Here is a 16,574-nt window from a genome sequence, read left to right as displayed (position 1 = left end):
TATCCTGGCGATGCTTCAGGCTGCTGGCAGTTGCCTATCTCATGTTTGCCTGGGAGTGAAAGCATGCGACGACTTGCCTGCGTTGGGATCCTTCTCTCGATCTGCACGACCACCCTGGCCGATGACTGGCCGCAGTGGCGGGGACCGAATCGCGATGGCGTTTGGCGAGAACGAGGCATCTTGCGTGAATTCCCGGAGGAGGGTCTCCGCCGCGAGTGGACCGTTCCCATCGGCGCTGGCTATAGCGGGCCTGTGGTTGCCGATGGTTATGTCTATGTGACCGATCGCATCGTCGAGCCTGAGCAGAAGGAACGCGTCCACTGCGTCGACTTGGCCAACGGGAGGAAGTTGTGGAGCTTTGAATATGCGTGTCCCTATTCCAACATCGGCTATACGGCCGGCCCTCGGGCCTGTCCGTTGGTCGATGATTCGAATGTCTACACCTTAGGAGCGATGGGGCATCTGCACTGTTTGGATGCGATCACCGGGGACAAAATCTGGTCGCGAGATCTTCAAAAAGACTACAAGATTCGGATGCCCAATTGGGGAATCGCGGCAGCTCCCCTGGTATGGCGTGACCTGTTGATTTTGCAGATAGGTGGGGCCGATGGTGCCTGCGTGATTGCACTGGATAAAGAGAGTGGTGAAGAAGAGTGGCGGGCGTTGAACGATCGCGCATGTTACTCTTCCCCCATCATGATCGAGCAAGCGGGGCGTCCCACCGTGCTGGTCTGGACCGGCGACAGTGTTGCCGCACTCGATCCTAAAGATGGTGACGTTCGTTGGCGATATCCTTGGGCGCCTCGCAATATGCCGATCGGTGTCGCGACACCAGTTATTCACGGCGATCGCGTGTTTCTCACTTCTTTCTACGATGGGGCGCTGATGCTCAGAATCAAACCAGACGAGTTGGGATACGAGGTTCTCTGGCATCGCGTGGGGCGCTCGGAAAACGATACCGACGGACTCCATTCCATCATCAGCACGCCGGTCTTCGAGGGAGACTACATTTACGGCGTGGATAGCTACGGTCAGTTTCGTTGTCTCGATGCGTCAAACGGCGACCGCGTCTGGGAGGATCAAACGGCCGTGCCTAAGGCACGCTGGAGCACGATCCACTTTGTAAAACATGGGGATCGATACTTCATGTTCAACGAGCGGGGGGAACTGATCATTGCCCGGCTGTCGCCTGAGGGTTTTGACGAAATCGACCGGACGAAGATCCTTGATCCGACACGTGACCAGCTCTCGCGCCGCGACGGTGTGTGCTGGTCCCACCCAGCATTCGCCGAGCAGTGCGTGATTGCTCGCAGCGATAATGAGTTGGTGTGCATCAGCCTCGAGGACTGATCAGGCTACCAGGCCTGTGCGTCGTTGACGGCCTTTTCCAGGATCGCGACGACCGTGTTGGGATCGTACGGTTTGCGCACGTAGAACCGTGCTCCGCTACGGCGAATCTGACGGACCGTATCTTCGCAGCCGTTGGCGCTAAGGATGATGATCGGAATCTCGCTTGTCTGCTCCGCATCGGTCAATTGCGAGCAAACATCCAGCCCATTGGAATCGGGAAGATTCACATCCAGAAGAATGGCCATTGGCCGCTCTTGGAAAGCGAGTCGGACGCATTCGCTTCCCTGATGGGTAACGATTGGCTCGAAGCCTCGCTTCTTGACGAAGTGAGCTAAAGCCTCACATATATCTGGCTCATCATCGCAAATGAGAACCTCACCGCGCAGCTGAAAGTCGGTGAGTTCTTCCATTTGAGGAATGGCATCCGCAATCATTATCCTGCCCCCTGTTTGCGTTTCGCCGGTGCGTACAGTCCATCGTGTACTCAAGCATTCCCTCCAGACGAGCGTTGTCAAAACGCAACGGTTGCGAAAAGACAACGTTTTTGGCCGGGGCTGGCCTTATAACCGTTAAAGTCGCAGGGTCAGCGGTTTTTCCAATCGATGTCGTTCAGTTGGCATAGTGCCAACTCCAACGCATGCGTACCGAGTCGACCATGCCCCTGGGCTTTCACGGCCTGGTAAAGCTGCTCGGCGAGAGCCAAGCCTGGTAGTGCGATTCCCATCTTGCGGGCTTCGGAAAGAGCGATCCCCATGTCTTTGATGAAGTGTTCGACGAAGAAGCCTGGATCGAAGTTGTTATCGATGATACGCGGACCGAGATTGGTCAGTGACCAACTGCCGGCCGCACCGGAGCCGACGCTTTGCAGAACCGTTTCTAAATCGAGGCCCGCCTTATAGCCGTACAGTAGCGCTTCGCAGACGCCAATCATGCCGGTGGCGATCAGCGTTTGGTTTACCATCTTGGTATGCTGCCCTGCCCCAGGCCCGCCTTGGCGAACGATCGTCTTGCCCATTGCTTCCCAGCAGGGCTCTAGCGCGGTAACGACTTCCTCTTCTCCTCCGATCATGATCGAAAGTCGAGCCTCCTTCGCACCGATGTCACCACCGGAGACGGGCGCGTCGACACTGTAAACGCCCTTCGCTTTGGCCGTTTCGGCAATCTCAATGGCCAGGGTCGGCTCACTGGTCGTCATGTCGACGATGATATTACCAGGCTTGCTGCCAGCCAGGACGCCATCGTCTCCGAGAATGACGTCACGCACATCCGCCGGAAAACCAACGATCGTGAATACCACGTCACTCGCTTCCGCTACTTGCTTAGGTATATCGGCCCACTGCGCACCTTTGGCGAGCAGCCCGGCGGCTTTCTCCTTAGTGCGATTGTAGACGGTTGACGAGAAGCCTTTGTCGATCAGATGACCGCACATGCTGGCACCCATGACGCCGGTGCCGATCCAGCCGATCTTGGTTTTTCCCGGAACAATCTCAATGCTTGGCATGGTAGAGGCCTTACCTGCTGGAGGGATGAAGCAATGCAGTGCAACGAGAATTGTAACACAGCATGCCGAGTCCCTTTAGCCCCAGAGGCGGCAACCGCACGCATCGGAGCGGTACGGCACAATTCGAGGTCGCTACTCGGGTTTCTGCAGTACAAGAAACGCGTAGCTGGTGAGTGCCGAAATGGGATACTTGCTGAGAAGCCGGGCCTTGGTCTTTTCAAGCGAATCGATCCAAGGAAGTCGCTTTCGGTAGTAGCTGTGACCGAAGAAGCCATCGTACCGGAGAACGCGGTAACCCAGTGATTCGAAACGCCGAACCATGCTCATCGAAGGACCGCGACTCCAACTGTAATAGGCGCGGAACTTGTCGTGTTGGTGTTTATCACGAGGTTCCATGATCGCCAGGATGCGTTCGCTGACGAATTCCGGCATCAGCCAGTTCACCAGAAATGGCAAGGCGTACAGGGTCGAGAAACAGTGGGCGGTCACTCCGCCTGGCTTGAGCATCGAGTAGATGTTCTCGTAGTACTGCTTTCCATTCTGAACGTGTTCGTTCACCATCCGGCTGTAGATAAGGTCGAAAGCACCATGGACGCTAAGCGGGATTTCTTCTCGGCAGGCGTCAAGCTGCAGCGTCTCGTACGCCTCGTCGGCTTTCGAGAGTTCCTCGGCACTGATGTCGTTGGTCGTGTAGGTGAACGAGGCCGAACGCACGAACTCAACCGGCAACGTCGGGTTGGCGCCCGAACCGATTTCCAGAATCGATTGAGGCTGATAGGTCTCGATCAGTTCACGAAGCCGAGTCTCCGCACGTTTCCAGGCAGGAAAGGCGTCGACGGTATGGAAGGAAATAGGACTGGAAACCATGGAACTGCCGGTTCGATGATGTGATTTGCGATGGCCATTCGTAGCAGCGCCGACAGCGAAGGCCGATGATACCTACTCGATCCAGATTAATTCGCACTTGGGCAGTCTCAAGCGACAAAATTTCTGACTCCCCTGGCTGCGGATCAGAAATCAAAAGCAGGCCGCATAATCAATACAACTAGAAAAGCCGATCGCAGAAGATCGGTTGAATTCGAATGGCATTACCGGCGAGGGATCTGTGGGCGGGACATGATTTCGCCTAGGATGAACGCGTTGCGTACCTGAGTGGGATCGCGGAACATGGCAGCGATTGCGGCCCCAGCGTTTGGCGATGATTGGGAAGAGTCCGAGTCGTAGTTATAGGACTCGGATTCTTCGTACTGATGTTCCTGGTGGACCATCGCCTCGATGGCGTAAGGCTGGCGTTCTACGGGCTTATTGGCTTCCGGGTGAGCGACATCAATCTGCGATTCGAGATGATGATCTCGAAGCGTCTCATGAGCTGGCTCCGCTTCGACAAACTCTTCGTCATGATGGTCCTCAACCGACTGAGCCGGTACCCGCGATGAGGAGGCGTTTCCACCTCCTCGGCTTTGTTCGAGAAAATCTTGGATCTCTCGTTCCAGGTCGGATTGAGGTTCTCGCCTGCGACGTTGTCCGCGATCGTCTTGCACGGCTTTCCCTCCTAACAATTGAAGCAAATAGGGACCGACCATAAAGATTACCACGACGCCGATACGGATCAGCAGTTCAACGGCATCGACGTCGGCTAGTAGGTTCCAAATTCCCACAAATGATGTCCCAGTTGATGGGGCTTACTTATTCGATGTGGTGCCAGTACTGCTGGAAAGAGCGATCGACTTCCGCATGTCGGTATCGGCCTGCACGTTTCGTAGCGAGTAGTAGTCCATGATGCTCAAACGACCGTTGCGAAAGGCTTCGGAAATAGCCTTGGGAACTTCCGATTCGGCATCGACGACAGCCGAACGAGCATTCTCGATTTCGGCCAGGTTTTCCCGTTCTTCGGCCACGGCCATCGCACGGCGACCTTCAGCACGTGCCCGAGCAACTTGCGTGTCTGCTTCTGCTTGATCGGCTTGCAGCCGAGCGCCAATGTTTTCTCCCACATCGATGTCGGCGATATCGATCGAAACAATCTCGAATGCGGTGTTGGCATCCAAGCGGCGTGACAGCACCGCCTTGGAAATCAGGTCGGGGTTTTCGAGCACGTCCGAGTGGAATTCGGCCGAGCCGATCGCGCTAACGATACCTTCCCCGACACGCCCGATGATCGTTTCTTCGGTGGCACCACCAATCAGCCGCTGCAGGTTGGCTCGCACCGTGACGCGCGCTTTCACTTTCAGCTGGATGCCATTCTTGGCCATTGCGTCGAGCGAGGTTCGTTTGGCATTGCGTGGGGGGCAGTCGATCACCTTGGGATAGACGCTCGTTTGAACGGCTTCCAGCACATCGCGGCCGGCCAGGTCGATGGCGGTGGCTTCGCGGAACGTCAATTGAATGGTCTTCGCTTTGTTGGCCGCGATCATCGCTTTGATGACCTGAGGCACATTGCCGCCGGCCAAGTAGTGCGCTTCGAGTGCTTTGGTGGTGATCCCAGACGAATCACCGAGCCCGGCCTGAACGGCCATGATCTTCCCGCGGACGATCATCTTGGCGTTCACGTTTCGAAACGACATGCCAAGCAAGTCGAAGATCGTGATTCCGGCCCCGGTCCAGATCGATTGAATCCAGAGGCGGAAGTAAAACGCGAAGATCCCAATAATGATCAACATGACCAGCGCGGCGGCCAGCATGCCGATGATCACCAGGTTCGTCCACCAGTCGGCAAGCAGAGAAATTTCAACAATGTTTTGCATGGGGTGTTCTTTTACCGCGACGGCATGGGTATTGATTCAGCCACCAGTTATGCCATTCTGACCGCGAAAGTCAAGCAAAGGGGTCATCTTCAAAGATTTCGTCGTTACGGCTGGTCAGCGATTCCGCTGCTGCATCCTCAGTGGCCGGGGAGGGAGCCTCCTCGGATTCGTCGACGCGAGCGACGAGAACTCGATTCCCTTCGACTTCCACAACTTCAATCAAATCCCCGCGATCCGCTGCTGGTCCCACGATAATCACGTCCCAGCGATTGCCGTCGATCTCGGCGACCCCACTGGGAAGCAGATTGCTGCGAGCGATTCCTCGGCGGCCGACCAGTTCGGTATGGCCGGAACTTGCGTGGGAGTCGACGTATTCTTCCGTGGCCGAATCGAGCAAGATCATACGCCCCAACGGGGTATGGGGCCAAACACGTATCGCGATCCCAATCATTATTGGAACGGTTATTACCGCGGCCGCGAGGAATGCGGTGCCGACTGCGATGTCACACTTCAGGTAGGCATAAACGACCGCCGCCACTAACAGCACGGCGGCGATAAATCCCAGGACGCCCCCCGAGGGAATGAACATCTCGAGGACGATAAACGCCAATCCCGAGAGGAGCAGAATCAGGGCGATGGTTATCGGTGACATAAACAATCCCTCGCAGGAGCTCGGATGTCAGGCGAACAAATCATTGCGATTCCGAGCGAACAATGGCATAGTTGCCGCGTACTTGAACGACGACAATTTTATCCCCTTGTTCAATCATATCACCGTCGGATGTGACGCTCACGATTTCATGTCCGATTTTCGCTTTGCCGCTGGGGCGAAGTGGCGTGAGGGCCACGCCCGTGTTGCCGACCAGATGGGTCAGATCAACGATCGTTTCCCGGCGGCGGATTTCTTCCATCGTTTCGTCATCCGGGGCGTCGAGCATCGTTTGATTCAAGAACGGCGTCCTCGGCAGCACATGCTTCGCAAAGAAGGCCGCGGCGATCATCCCCGAAAATAAGACCAGAATCGTACCCAACGAGTAAGGGACCTGGTCGAGTTCGTAATCGGTTGTCGGCCAGATAAAAGTCTGCATGGCCAGAACGATCCCGGCGATGAACATCGCACCACCACCCAAGCCAAAGATGCCGAAGCCTGGCAGCACGAGAAGTTCCAGCAGGATGAAGAAGAGGCCTCCGACTATCAGCATCGCTTCCAACCAGCCGGCGGTACCGTTGAGGAAGCGGCTCCAGAAGAAGAGTCCAAAGCACATCACGGCCACGAAGCCCGGAATGCCCACGCCAGGCGCTTTGAACTCGCTAATCAAAGCGATCACGCCGATAAACAAACAGAACATGGCGAGGCCAGGTTTCGCCAAGATCTCGATGAACTGATGCGCCCAGTTCTGTTTGGGGATTTCCAACTCGTCCGGCAGTCCATACCGCCGGGTCACATCCGACACGCTGGTTGCGTTCGCGTCGGCCACGCCCCAGTCGAGTGCCTGGGTGCCGGTCAATTGCAGCGGCATGCCGGCCTGCGTGATTTCCGGACCTTGCTTCCACTGGTTGGGGTCGGGAAGTTCGGTCGCTTCGCGCTCGCTAAGGTACTTCGTGAGGGTGGTTCCAGCGCGCTGGTATCGAAAGACCTTCAATTCAGGGTCGTTCATGGCGCCCCAGACAGACCATGATCGGTTCGCTTCGACCGAAATCTTGGCGAGGTAATTCTCGAGGTCGGCTCGGCCTTGCTCGGTGTAGCGGTAACTCCCCTCGCCTCCCAGTTTGGCATTCGGGGCAACGGCGATTTCATCGCAGGCCATCGCAATCAGCGAAGCATTGGACAAGGCCTCTTCGGTGACCAAGGCCACCGTGTGGACGGTGTCAGGCAAACCGAGAAGGAAGTTGACCATGTTCTCGCAAGCGACTGGGTCACCCCCGCGTGACTTGATCTCAATCAATGCGAAATTCACGCCACGCGTTACGGCATCTTGCATGGAAAGAGAAGTTCGCTGAACCATGCGATTGGAGATCTCGCCGTCCATAACAAAGCGAGCCGCTTTCCAGTCACGGTTGAGCCCCAGATCTTGAGTGATTTGGTTCTCAGGTATTTCCAGCAGCGCCGCCAGTTGGCGGTAATTCTCGCTCACATGGCTTATCAGCTGCAGATCTTGTCGCAGCTTGTTGGCGGTGAAGAGTGCCATCTGCCCGCGTGGTACCAGTTTCTCGGAAGTCGCGACCTGGCCGTCGGCCTTGAGCTGGGCGTACTCGTCGCCGTTGACAAATCGACGATCATTCACACGGTAGATTTCCAGCCCAGGGTCGAGCATGCCCAGCGCCAGCTGAGGTGGCAGGACATTGCGAAAACCGGCGATCTCTTCGTAGGCATGTCGCATCGTATTGGAGATCGAGCCTTCATCGATTCCCGCGTTGCCAAGCTGGGCATCGGGATGCATTACTATCTGTTCGCATGCCAGCGGAATAAGAACCGCGTGACCTTCGATCGGGCCTTTCAGGTAAGCGACTGTTTTGAGCCGAGTCGCCTCTCTGGAAGTCAGGAAGCGAGCAATCGCCAGGCTGCGTTCAAATTCGCTGCCCCGCGACTGGCCATCGGCATTGGCTTCCAGTTCGAGAATGACGACCGGACGTTCATCCTTGTCGGTGAGCCGTGAGAGGAGCTTCTGGAGGCTTTTCTTGACGTCGGTATCCACCGTGCCCGTAATCGGCAACGGAACCCTTAAGCGGACGCCAGCGAGCTTGGGGGCCGCCCCTTGTTGTGCTTGGTCCTCTCCCTTGGCGGCCAGTTCGTCTTGTTGAGACAGCACTGCCGAGGGAGAGATCATGACCAGAGCCAGGAGCAGAAAAGCTTCTGCCCACCAGATCCAGGTACCGCGAGCTTTCGACATCCGGGGACCTATTTATGCAGGAAGTGGGCGCTAGAATTAGCGTTCCTATTCTTCAGTAACTGAATTATAGCGCGAGACGAAACGGGGCAAAAGAAAATCCACCTTTCCAATTCATGAAGGAATCGAGAAGGTGGATATTGTGCGAATTAAGGCGATTTGGGCGAACTAGCTGCTACCGAGGTATCGCTTGATTGGGGCGAACGGCGTTGGCCGGCCCCTGCCCTGGTTGCTGGGCACCCGGCGTCTGCTGGACGACTCGCTGCCAACCGCTGGGCAGTTGCGGCTGGAAGAACGATCGCTTGAACATTGCTTGTAGGCCGGCCGTCAGACCTCCTGCTTCATACGTCTTACGGTCGGAGAACTGATAGACCGTCCGCGAGAAGTTGGGCATGTTCGGCGGCGTGGCATTGGGATTGTAGTTCCGATCGAACACCGAGATGGCAAACGGTAGGAACTCTTCCCGATCGATCAGGATATCGATGTAGCGGTACTCGGCCGCATCCTCAGGACGCTTCGGCCAGGCTTCCAGCCAATATTCGTTGGGATTGTTGCCTTGGTAGGGGGAGACGCGGAGATAGAAGCGGTCCTTGATCTCTTCCTTCTTCGCTCCGAACAGAAACGGCAGCGGGCCATTGGTGATCGCTTGCCCTTGTTGCTCTGGCGGCAGAGGCCAAACCTTCAACTGCTTGGCGGCGACGTCGAACTCGAAGATCGAAGCACCGTCGCAAACCCAATGCTCGAGGACTTCGGCCGGGCGGAATTCGTAGGTCGCAGGCTTGCCGGCTTCCTTGGGTGGCGTGTAGTGCTGGATCGATTCGACTTTGAACAAGCCCTTGTCTGGCTGTTCGTACTTGATGACGCCTTTGCTGTAGGTCTTATGCGCGTCGGCCGGGCCGAAGACCGAATCGTATTCCCAGCGTTCGAAGTTGGCTTCGTAATGATTGACCTTCTTGCTGCGGAATTCCCAGAACTGCAGGATGTCGTCGATGTATTTCTGTTCCTGTGGAGTCACTTGGAACGGAACAGGCATCTGACCTTGGCCTGCTTGGGCCTGGCCGGCAACCATGCCTGGCTGTAGATTCTGTTGCGGATTGGCCTGTTGCCCATTCTGGGCCAGACCCAGTGGTTGACCGTTGCCAGGTTGGACCTGGGCGAAGCTGTTGCTGCTGACGAGGCCAACCATGGCCATGCACGCCGCGAGGAAGATTCCATTCTTCATCGAGGATTTCCGCTTGTGAGGGGGACCAAACACGGCTGGGATGCCCCAGCCGATGGGGAAACGAGCTTGGATCGTATCACATTGCCTGCATGCGACCTAGATCGAATCTTCGCGCGGAGCTAGCAGGTAATAAAGCTCGTCGAAATGGGTTGCAACATGCGTGGCAAGCTCGTTTCCTTCGACGCTGGACGGGGCCTTCCCTTCGGTAAATAGGACACTCGGGCAGCCTGCGTTTTGGGCCGATTGAATGTCGAGTTCGTAATCTCCCACCATCACGACCTCGTCGACGGTGAACTTCCAGCGTCGACAAATTTCGAGAATCGCCCACGGATCTGGTTTATGGGGACCATCTTCGCGACAGATGACGATGTCGAAGTAGTGTCCAATGTTCAGGAAACTTAACGTATGCCGGGTCGTCACGGTGCTGTTGCGCGTGACGATCGCCATGGGGCGCCCTTCCTTGGCCAACGCTTGCAGCAGTCGATCGGCTCCGTCGATCATCGAAGCCCGCTTGGCACCCTCGAATTCGTGGCGATGAAGAATCTCTTCTTTCGCCGTGCGGTCGGCTTGGGAGAGTTCGCCCAACTGCTCTAAGATGGGGATGCCTGGCCGCAGCCCCATCTCGACCCGCATCGCGGCAAAGTCGAGACCCGAGTCGACCAGGGTCCCGTCCATGTCGAAGATGATGCCTTTGAGATGGGATAGTGCGGTCATGGTGAATCACTGTGTTGGGAAGTAGTGCGAAGTATAATCCTGACCCCACTCCCTTCCCAAAGGAGAGGGCTAGGGTGAGGGTTGGTGAAGCGGGTACTTGGTTTGTCTCCTAACCCTCTCACCCCGGGGGGACAAGACTTGAAAGGAAAGTCTGTGGAAGTTGCTGTCTTTGGTACGAAATCTTACGACCGCCATTTTCTCCTGTCTGCGGCCGATGGGACTGATATTCAGTGGAGCTTCATTGAGCCCCGCCTGACGGAAACCACGGCTCCGCTGGCCTCTCCCTTTGAGGCGATCTGCTGCTTCGTCAACGACGAGATCTCTTCCGGCGTGCTGCAAAAGCTGGCCGAGGGAAAAACGAAACTGATCGCCATGCGGTGTGCGGGGTACAACAACATCGATCTTCCCATCGCCCAAGAGCTAGGTATCCAAGTTGCCCGGGTGCCGGCCTATAGTCCCTATGCGGTCGCCGAGCATGCTGTCGGCTTAATCCTGACGCTCAACCGCAAATATCACAAGGCCTACAACCGGGTGCGCGAAGGGGATTTCTCGCTCGGTGGTCTCTTGGGATTCGATCTGCATGACAAAACGGTCGGCGTCATCGGCACCGGAAAGATCGGCCAGATTTTCGCCAGAATCATGCATGGGTTTGGGTGCCAACTGCTCGCCTACGACGTGCACCAGGCCGAGGACTGCCAGAAAATAGGCGTGAAGTACGCGGCGCTGGAAGCGGTGCTCGCTCAAAGCGACATCATTTCGCTCCACTGTCCGCTGCTTCCGGCGACCAAGCATCTGATCAACGACGAGGCGATCGCCAAGCTGAAACCAGGAGTTATGATCATCAACACCAGTCGCGGCGGTTTGATCGATACCAAGGCCGCGATCGGCGGTCTGAAGACAGGACAGATCGGCTCGCTTGGGATCGACGTTTACGAGGAAGAAGCCGAGCTATTCTTCGAGGACAAGTCGGAGTCGGTCATACAAGACGACGTCTTTGCCCGCCTGGTGACCTTTCCCAATGTATTGGTAACGGGGCACCAGGGCTTCTTCACGCAAAACGCCTTGGCGGCAATCGCCAAGGTGACGGTGCAAAATCTGAATGAGTTCGCTGCTGGAGAAGAGCTGTCGAACGAAGTCAAAGTGACCTAGTGTCGCGGCACTCAGAGTGTCACGCTCGCCAGCTTCAAAATCGCCTCGAACTCTTTCTTCTTCACCGGCTGAACGGAAAGACGCGAGCCTTTGCGCATCAGTTCCATGTCGGCCAGCGCCTTCACGCCAGTAAGCTGATCGCGGCCCAGCGGTTCGGGGAACTTCTTTTTCAGCTTGATATCGACCATGAACCAGCGTGGGTTTTCCGGTGTGCTTTTGGGGTCGAAATGATGGTCGTTTTCGTCCCACGAGGTGAAGTCGGGATAGCTTTCCTTCACGACTTCCGCCACGCCGACAATCGACGGCGGATTAGCATTGGAGTGATAAAAGAGGACTAGGTCCCCTTTCTTCATGTCGTCCCGCATGAAGTTCCGAGCCTGGTAATTACGTACGCCAGACCAGAAGGTGGTCTTCTTCTTTTCCTTAGCCAGGTCATCGATCGAGTACGATTCTGGCTCTGTTTTCATTAACCAGTAATTCATCTTTTCGTGCTATCACTTGGGGATTGGGCCGCCAGCGTCGGCGATTTTCATGTTTCACGATGAACCGCTAGAATAAACGACGCAAGCCTTGTTTGTCATGGGGCGCAAGCCGAGGTTGACTTGTTGCCTGCAATGCGGGAAAACGTCACACCTTCTCTTATCGCGGACCCAATCAGAGCAGTCGGAATTGAAAAGCAGGACGCAAAAAAGCGACGAAATCTTAGCCATTCCCATGTTCGTGGCGACCGTGGCGATGCTTACGTTCTTTGCGCTCACGGTCCAAGAGTTCATGACGCGGGAAGAACACTTTTATGTTCCGCGGCTGATGGCCTTTTTCTGGCTGACGCTGGCCATGTATCCCATTTTCTGGGCCGAATCGCTCTGGCATTTTTCCATCGATAGCCCTCGCAAGTGGAAAACGCTTTACGCGTGCGTCCTGCCGCCGCTGCGTCTGGCCCGACGAGATATGGAAGATGGCTCGCGAATGTGGCTGCCGATCTTGGGGTGGCGACATATCGATGAAGACCTGCACGAGGAGGTCGAGCGTGATCTGAGCGTGCCGATGATCATCGTGGCGGTGATGATCCTGCCGTTGCTGGCGATTGATTTCGTCTGGGCCGCGCAACTGGAAGGCTCACGGCCACTGCAGATAGTGGTCGAGACAGGCTACAGCATTACTTGGCTGGCATTCACGATGGAATTCATCGTGATGTTCTCGATCGTCGACAAGAAGATGCTTTACTTGAAGACGCACTGGGTCGACTTGCTCATTATTTGTCTGCCGCTGGTCGCCTTTCTCAGGGCATTCCGCGTGACGCAACTCGTGCGTCTGCAACAGGTAACCAGGGCGACGCGTGTGTACCGCATGCGTGGCTTGGCCCTGCGAGTCTGGCGAGGTCTCTTGGCGATGGACGTGATCAGTCGCCTGGCCCGCATGACGCCGGAGGCGAAGATTGAAACGCTGAGGAAACTGATCCAGGAAAAACAGCGCGAGATCGAAAACCTCGAAGGGGAGATCGCCGAACTCGAGACGCAAATCAAGCCAGCCACCGCCGACGAGGCCGCGAAGGAAATCCGCGAAGGGGAAGCGGCCTAGTCGGTTGCGATCATTGAAAGATAGACCGCGTGCATCGGCGGTCGACCTTCCTACTTCTTTTCTTTGAGAGGCGACTTGTCGAGTTCTTCCTTGCCGTCCAGTTCGCGCAGCTTGATGCTGCGGTACCAGACGGGGTCGCCGTGGTCTTGAAGTTTCAGCTTCGCTCCGCGAGCAGCGACATCGGCTCCTCGTTTTTTCAGCTTCTCAATTTGTGGGGCAAGCTCCGGATTGGTGTAGTCGATGTCGACCACTTTCTCGCCGTTGAGCCAATGCTGAATGACGGTTCCTTGGCAGACGATTCGCCCGGTGTTCCATTGGCCTGGCTCTTTCGTCGCATCATGCGAAGGGGCGATGCAGTAGTAGAGAGACGCGGCGGAAGTGTCAGGGGTCTTGCCGTCGCGATGCTTTTGGTTATCGAGAATTTGGTACTCGTATTGGCCAGGCCGATAGTAAACGCCGCTATTGCTGCCAGGGGCGACTTTCCATTGGAAGCGAAGCTCGAAGTCGTCGGGGATGGGCTTCACGTCGTAGACGATATCGCCGCCGCGACCCGTTCGCTCGATGACGCCATCGGTGACTTTCCAGTTGCCACTTTGTTTCCAGCCTTCCAGGTCTTGGCCATTGAAGAGAAGTTCGAAGCCTTTTGCTTTCTCCTCAGCGGTCAGTTGGTTGGCTTCATCGGCGCGCAGCGCGGACGTGGACGCGAAGGAAAGGAGCAGGGCAAGACACAAGCTAAGTCGATGCATGGGTGGGACCTTCCAGGAGTGAGTTGAGAGTGGGCATCACTTGGGACGTCCCGCGCAAGCTCAGGAAGATCCCAAATGCATTAGCTCATGGTATGTTCCACGAAAAGCGCTTTCAACTTTCGTGTGATCGGACCAGGCTTGCCGTCACCGATTTCACGGTCGTCGACCTTCACCACGCCGATCACCTCGGCGGCCGTACCGGTCATGAAGCACTCGTCGGCAACGTAGATATCGTGACGCGTGAGGGTTTTCTCGAAGGTCGGAATACCAGCCTTTTTTGCCAGTTCCAGAACGACGTCGCGGGTCACGCCTTCCAGAATGCCGGCGTCGGTCGGCGGGGTCAGCAGATTGCCATCGCGGACGATGAAGATGTTATCCGCCGTGCACTCGGAAACCTCCCCCTTGTGATTGAGCATCAAGGCTTCCAGGCAACCGGCGTTGCTGGCTTCGATTTTGGCCATGATGTTATTCAAGTAGTTCAGCGACTTGATCCGTGGCGAGAGGGCCGCCGGATGGTTGCGGATCGTGGCGGCCGTGATGATGGCCAATCCATTGTCGTAGAACTCTTGCGGGTAGAGCTTGATCTTGTCGACGATGATGATCACTTGGGGGTTCTCGGTCCGTTCCGGGCCGAGGCCCAAAGTCCCGGCACCACGCGTGATGACCAATCGAATGTACCCGTCGGTGAATTCGCTTTGCTTGACCGTTTCCAGGCAAGCATCGATCATTTCCGCTGGCGTCATCGGGATTTTCAAGCAAATGGCCTTCGCCGAGTCATAAAGACGGCGGATGTGCTGCTCTAGGCGGAAGATCTTGCCGTTGTAAATGCGGAGACCTTCGAATACCCCGTCCCCATAAAGCAGGCCATGATCGAAAACACTGACCATAGCTTCGTTAGGGGCGAAAAACTTCCCGTTGATATAGACTTTCGCGGACATGGGTATCTTACTGGGAGATTCGGAGTGTGGGGTGGAAACTCGCATTATACCCTAATCTTGTGAACTTGCCCTAGAGCCCTCTAAAGGTCTCCCGGTCGGGAGTTTTAAACTTCATACTTCCAGCCAGACAGTCGAATTGGGGCGAGGTTCATGGCCCGCCAGAGGTTTTGACAGAAAGACCTGCCGAGGCCCAAGAGGGGGGCAATCTAAATGATGTTGATCGATTTTCGGATCTCGGCCTGAACGACGTCGACAGCCTGGGTTCCGTCGACCTCGACGACCAACTCCTTGCGGCGGAAGATCTCTAGCACCGGCTTGGTCTTCTCGTGGTATTCAGCCAGACGATTGGCCAGGACTTCTTCCGTATCGTCCGCCCGGCGAATCAGTTTCCCGCCGCAAATATCGCAGCGCCCTTCGATTTTCGGGCGGTGATCGATCACGTTAAAGTCGACCCCGCAATCTTCGCACAATCGGCGAGCGAGGACCCGCTTCTTGATCACCTCGTCCGGAACCACGATATGGACGACCGCGTCGATATCGTAACTTTCTAGGAAAAAGGCGGCCTGGTTGGCGTTGCGGGGGAAGCCGTCCAGGATAAAGCCGAAGTTCCAATCGTGCTCTTGCAGGCGGCGCTGGACGATTTCTTCGACGATTTCGTCATCGACCAGCTTCCCGGCGTTAAGAATACGCTTGATCTTCGCCGCTAACTTGGTGTGGTTCTTGATGTTCCATCGCAGGATGTCCCCGACGCCGATGTGGGCTAGGTCGAGGTGCTGTTCTAATAATTTGGCCTGAGTTCCTTTGCCGGAACCCTGTACGCCCATGAACACATACTTGTGCATGGCGACGTCCTTGCGAAATCAATCAAGTCGTGGGGTATTTTCTGAGACAAGTCGTCGATTGTAGTGCTTTCATGGCCTCAGCGGAATTGGCAAACGGGGGAAATGTGAGATCGAGATATCTCCAAAAGTGTGAGGTGCGTTGCTACCAAGGCCAGGCGGCGGTTTGCTAAGCGGCAATGAGTTATTCCCTGAGGCAGCCATAGTGAGCATACCGATACGAATTGGATTAGTGGGGTCTGTGCTTGTGATGATCAGCCTGGCGTTGCCAAGTGTAGAACATGGCAGCCCTATGTTGGGATTCCAATGTGCAGGCCTGGCTGCCGTGGTGGGTTTGTCGCCGATAGCCGATTACGACCCAGATCCCACCGATATTATCTACTGCCGAATTGCCTGGTTGGCGAATCTGTTAGCCCCTACCGTGATGCTGATCTCTGTTCCGAAACAGAAAGCGTTTCAGTGCTTAACTGTGGGGATGTTTTTCGTGTTGTTGCTTGGCCTTTTCGTCCTGCTAATCGAAGATCATCCAGGCGTAACGGAGAGATATCTCGGGTATTATCTGTGGCTGCTTGGGCTGCTAGTGATGGGAGGTAGCGGCGTAGCAAGGGTTGTCGAGCACGAGCAAAGCATCTTTGATTTGCCAGAACACTCGACTGAAATTGAGCAATAAACAAATAGTTTGGCATTGAGTGATGTCTCGCCCACTCGACGACTTCGAGTACATCATCTTGGATGGCTGGTAATGCGGAGCAGTTTCCCTGCGTGTTAATTCTCTGATTAATTTGCGCTCATCCGGCGAAATCGTTGAACCCCCATCGGCGTGGTCTCATACTGGCGTCTCACTCTTCTTTTTTCAGTCGTCAGGTTGGATGCTTCATTTTTTCCCGGCGGCGCAACGCAGTGGT

General features: G+C 55.9%; 17 protein-coding genes. 4 read left to right on the top strand and 13 right to left on the bottom strand.

The features are described from left to right. Window positions 1-63: 63 nt before the first annotated feature. Entirely contained in the window at window positions 64-1,350 is a 1,287-nt protein-coding gene (locus tag Pan97_RS23130; RefSeq protein ID WP_144976768.1) for a PQQ-binding-like beta-propeller repeat protein, read from the top strand. Window positions 1,351-1,355: 5 nt separating this feature from the next. Here the strand turns inward: Pan97_RS23130 and Pan97_RS23125 are convergent, their stop codons facing one another. The 9 genes from Pan97_RS23125 to Pan97_RS23085 all read right to left on the bottom strand — a co-directional run bounded on the left by Pan97_RS23125 (window position 1,356) and on the right by Pan97_RS23085 (window position 10,419). Then, on the bottom strand, window positions 1,356-1,838 hold the full coding sequence (locus Pan97_RS23125) for a response regulator (protein ID WP_144976766.1): 483 nt from the start codon (window positions 1,836-1,838) through the stop codon (window positions 1,356-1,358). 95 nt (window positions 1,839-1,933) lie between these two features. Next, entirely contained in the window at window positions 1,934-2,851 is a 918-nt protein-coding gene (locus Pan97_RS23120) for an NAD(P)-dependent oxidoreductase (RefSeq protein WP_144976764.1), read from the bottom strand. 132 nt (window positions 2,852-2,983) lie between these two features. Then, complete coding sequence (locus Pan97_RS23115; protein ID WP_144976762.1) at window positions 2,984-3,718, bottom strand: class I SAM-dependent methyltransferase; 735 nt, start codon at window positions 3,716-3,718, stop codon at window positions 2,984-2,986. 221 nt (window positions 3,719-3,939) lie between these two features. After that, on the bottom strand, window positions 3,940-4,509 hold the full coding sequence (locus tag Pan97_RS23110; protein ID WP_144976760.1) for a hypothetical protein: 570 nt from the start codon (window positions 4,507-4,509) through the stop codon (window positions 3,940-3,942). Between the two features lie 24 nt (window positions 4,510-4,533). Continuing rightward, window positions 4,534-5,595 (bottom strand): flotillin-like protein FloA, encoded by a 1,062-nt coding sequence (gene floA, locus Pan97_RS23105; protein ID WP_144976758.1) that lies wholly within the window; start codon window positions 5,593-5,595, stop codon window positions 4,534-4,536. A 70-nt stretch (window positions 5,596-5,665) separates the two neighbouring features. Beyond that, complete coding sequence (locus Pan97_RS23100) at window positions 5,666-6,247, bottom strand: NfeD family protein (protein WP_144976756.1); 582 nt, start codon at window positions 6,245-6,247, stop codon at window positions 5,666-5,668. Between the two features lie 40 nt (window positions 6,248-6,287). Beyond that, window positions 6,288-8,486, bottom strand: coding sequence for an NfeD family protein (locus tag Pan97_RS23095; RefSeq protein ID WP_144976754.1), 2,199 nt, complete (start codon window positions 8,484-8,486; stop codon window positions 6,288-6,290). Window positions 8,487-8,658: 172 nt separating this feature from the next. Beyond that, window positions 8,659-9,705 carry a TIGR03009 domain-containing protein gene (locus Pan97_RS23090; RefSeq protein ID WP_144976753.1) on the bottom strand — a complete coding sequence of 349 codons (1,047 nt, stop codon included), beginning with the start codon at window positions 9,703-9,705 and terminating at the stop codon, window positions 8,659-8,661. A 96-nt stretch (window positions 9,706-9,801) separates the two neighbouring features. Further along, the gene (locus tag Pan97_RS23085) at window positions 9,802-10,419 is read right to left on the bottom strand and encodes an HAD family hydrolase (RefSeq protein ID WP_144976751.1); all 618 of its coding nucleotides are present in this window, start codon (window positions 10,417-10,419) and stop codon (window positions 9,802-9,804) included. 153 nt (window positions 10,420-10,572) lie between these two features. Here Pan97_RS23085 and Pan97_RS23080 point away from each other — a divergent pair, with 153 nt between their 5' ends. Continuing rightward, window positions 10,573-11,568, top strand: a complete 996-nt coding sequence (locus Pan97_RS23080) for a 2-hydroxyacid dehydrogenase (RefSeq protein WP_144976749.1) — start codon at window positions 10,573-10,575, stop codon at window positions 11,566-11,568. An 11-nt stretch (window positions 11,569-11,579) separates the two neighbouring features. Here the strand turns inward: Pan97_RS23080 and Pan97_RS23075 are convergent, their stop codons facing one another. Further along, entirely contained in the window at window positions 11,580-12,050 is a 471-nt protein-coding gene (locus Pan97_RS23075; RefSeq protein WP_144976747.1) for an EVE domain-containing protein, read from the bottom strand. Window positions 12,051-12,237: 187 nt separating this feature from the next. Here Pan97_RS23075 and Pan97_RS23070 point away from each other — a divergent pair, with 187 nt between their 5' ends. Beyond that, the gene (locus Pan97_RS23070; protein WP_144976745.1) at window positions 12,238-13,146 is read left to right on the top strand and encodes a hypothetical protein; all 909 of its coding nucleotides are present in this window, start codon (window positions 12,238-12,240) and stop codon (window positions 13,144-13,146) included. A 50-nt stretch (window positions 13,147-13,196) separates the two neighbouring features. On the opposite strand, the gene Pan97_RS23065 is transcribed toward Pan97_RS23070, so the two are convergent. From Pan97_RS23065 to Pan97_RS23055, 3 genes are all read right to left on the bottom strand, one after another. After that, window positions 13,197-13,892: a 3-keto-disaccharide hydrolase gene (locus tag Pan97_RS23065; RefSeq protein ID WP_144976743.1), complete on the bottom strand. Its 696-nt coding sequence runs from the start codon at window positions 13,890-13,892 to the stop codon at window positions 13,197-13,199. Between the two features lie 80 nt (window positions 13,893-13,972). Next, complete coding sequence (gene ilvE, locus Pan97_RS23060; protein ID WP_144976741.1) at window positions 13,973-14,830, bottom strand: branched-chain-amino-acid transaminase; 858 nt, start codon at window positions 14,828-14,830, stop codon at window positions 13,973-13,975. Window positions 14,831-15,036: 206 nt separating this feature from the next. Further along, window positions 15,037-15,672 (bottom strand): adenylate kinase family protein, encoded by a 636-nt coding sequence (locus Pan97_RS23055; protein WP_144976739.1) that lies wholly within the window; start codon window positions 15,670-15,672, stop codon window positions 15,037-15,039. Between the two features lie 244 nt (window positions 15,673-15,916). Here Pan97_RS23055 and Pan97_RS23050 point away from each other — a divergent pair, with 244 nt between their 5' ends. Further along, window positions 15,917-16,339: a hypothetical protein gene (locus tag Pan97_RS23050; protein ID WP_144976737.1), complete on the top strand. Its 423-nt coding sequence runs from the start codon at window positions 15,917-15,919 to the stop codon at window positions 16,337-16,339. Window positions 16,340-16,574 lie beyond the last annotated feature (235 nt).

Source organism: Bremerella volcania (genome assembly GCF_007748115.1).
In the GTDB taxonomy this organism is placed as follows: domain Bacteria; phylum Planctomycetota; class Planctomycetia; order Pirellulales; family Pirellulaceae; genus Bremerella; species Bremerella volcania.
This window is presented reverse-complemented; position numbering and strand designations above follow the sequence as displayed.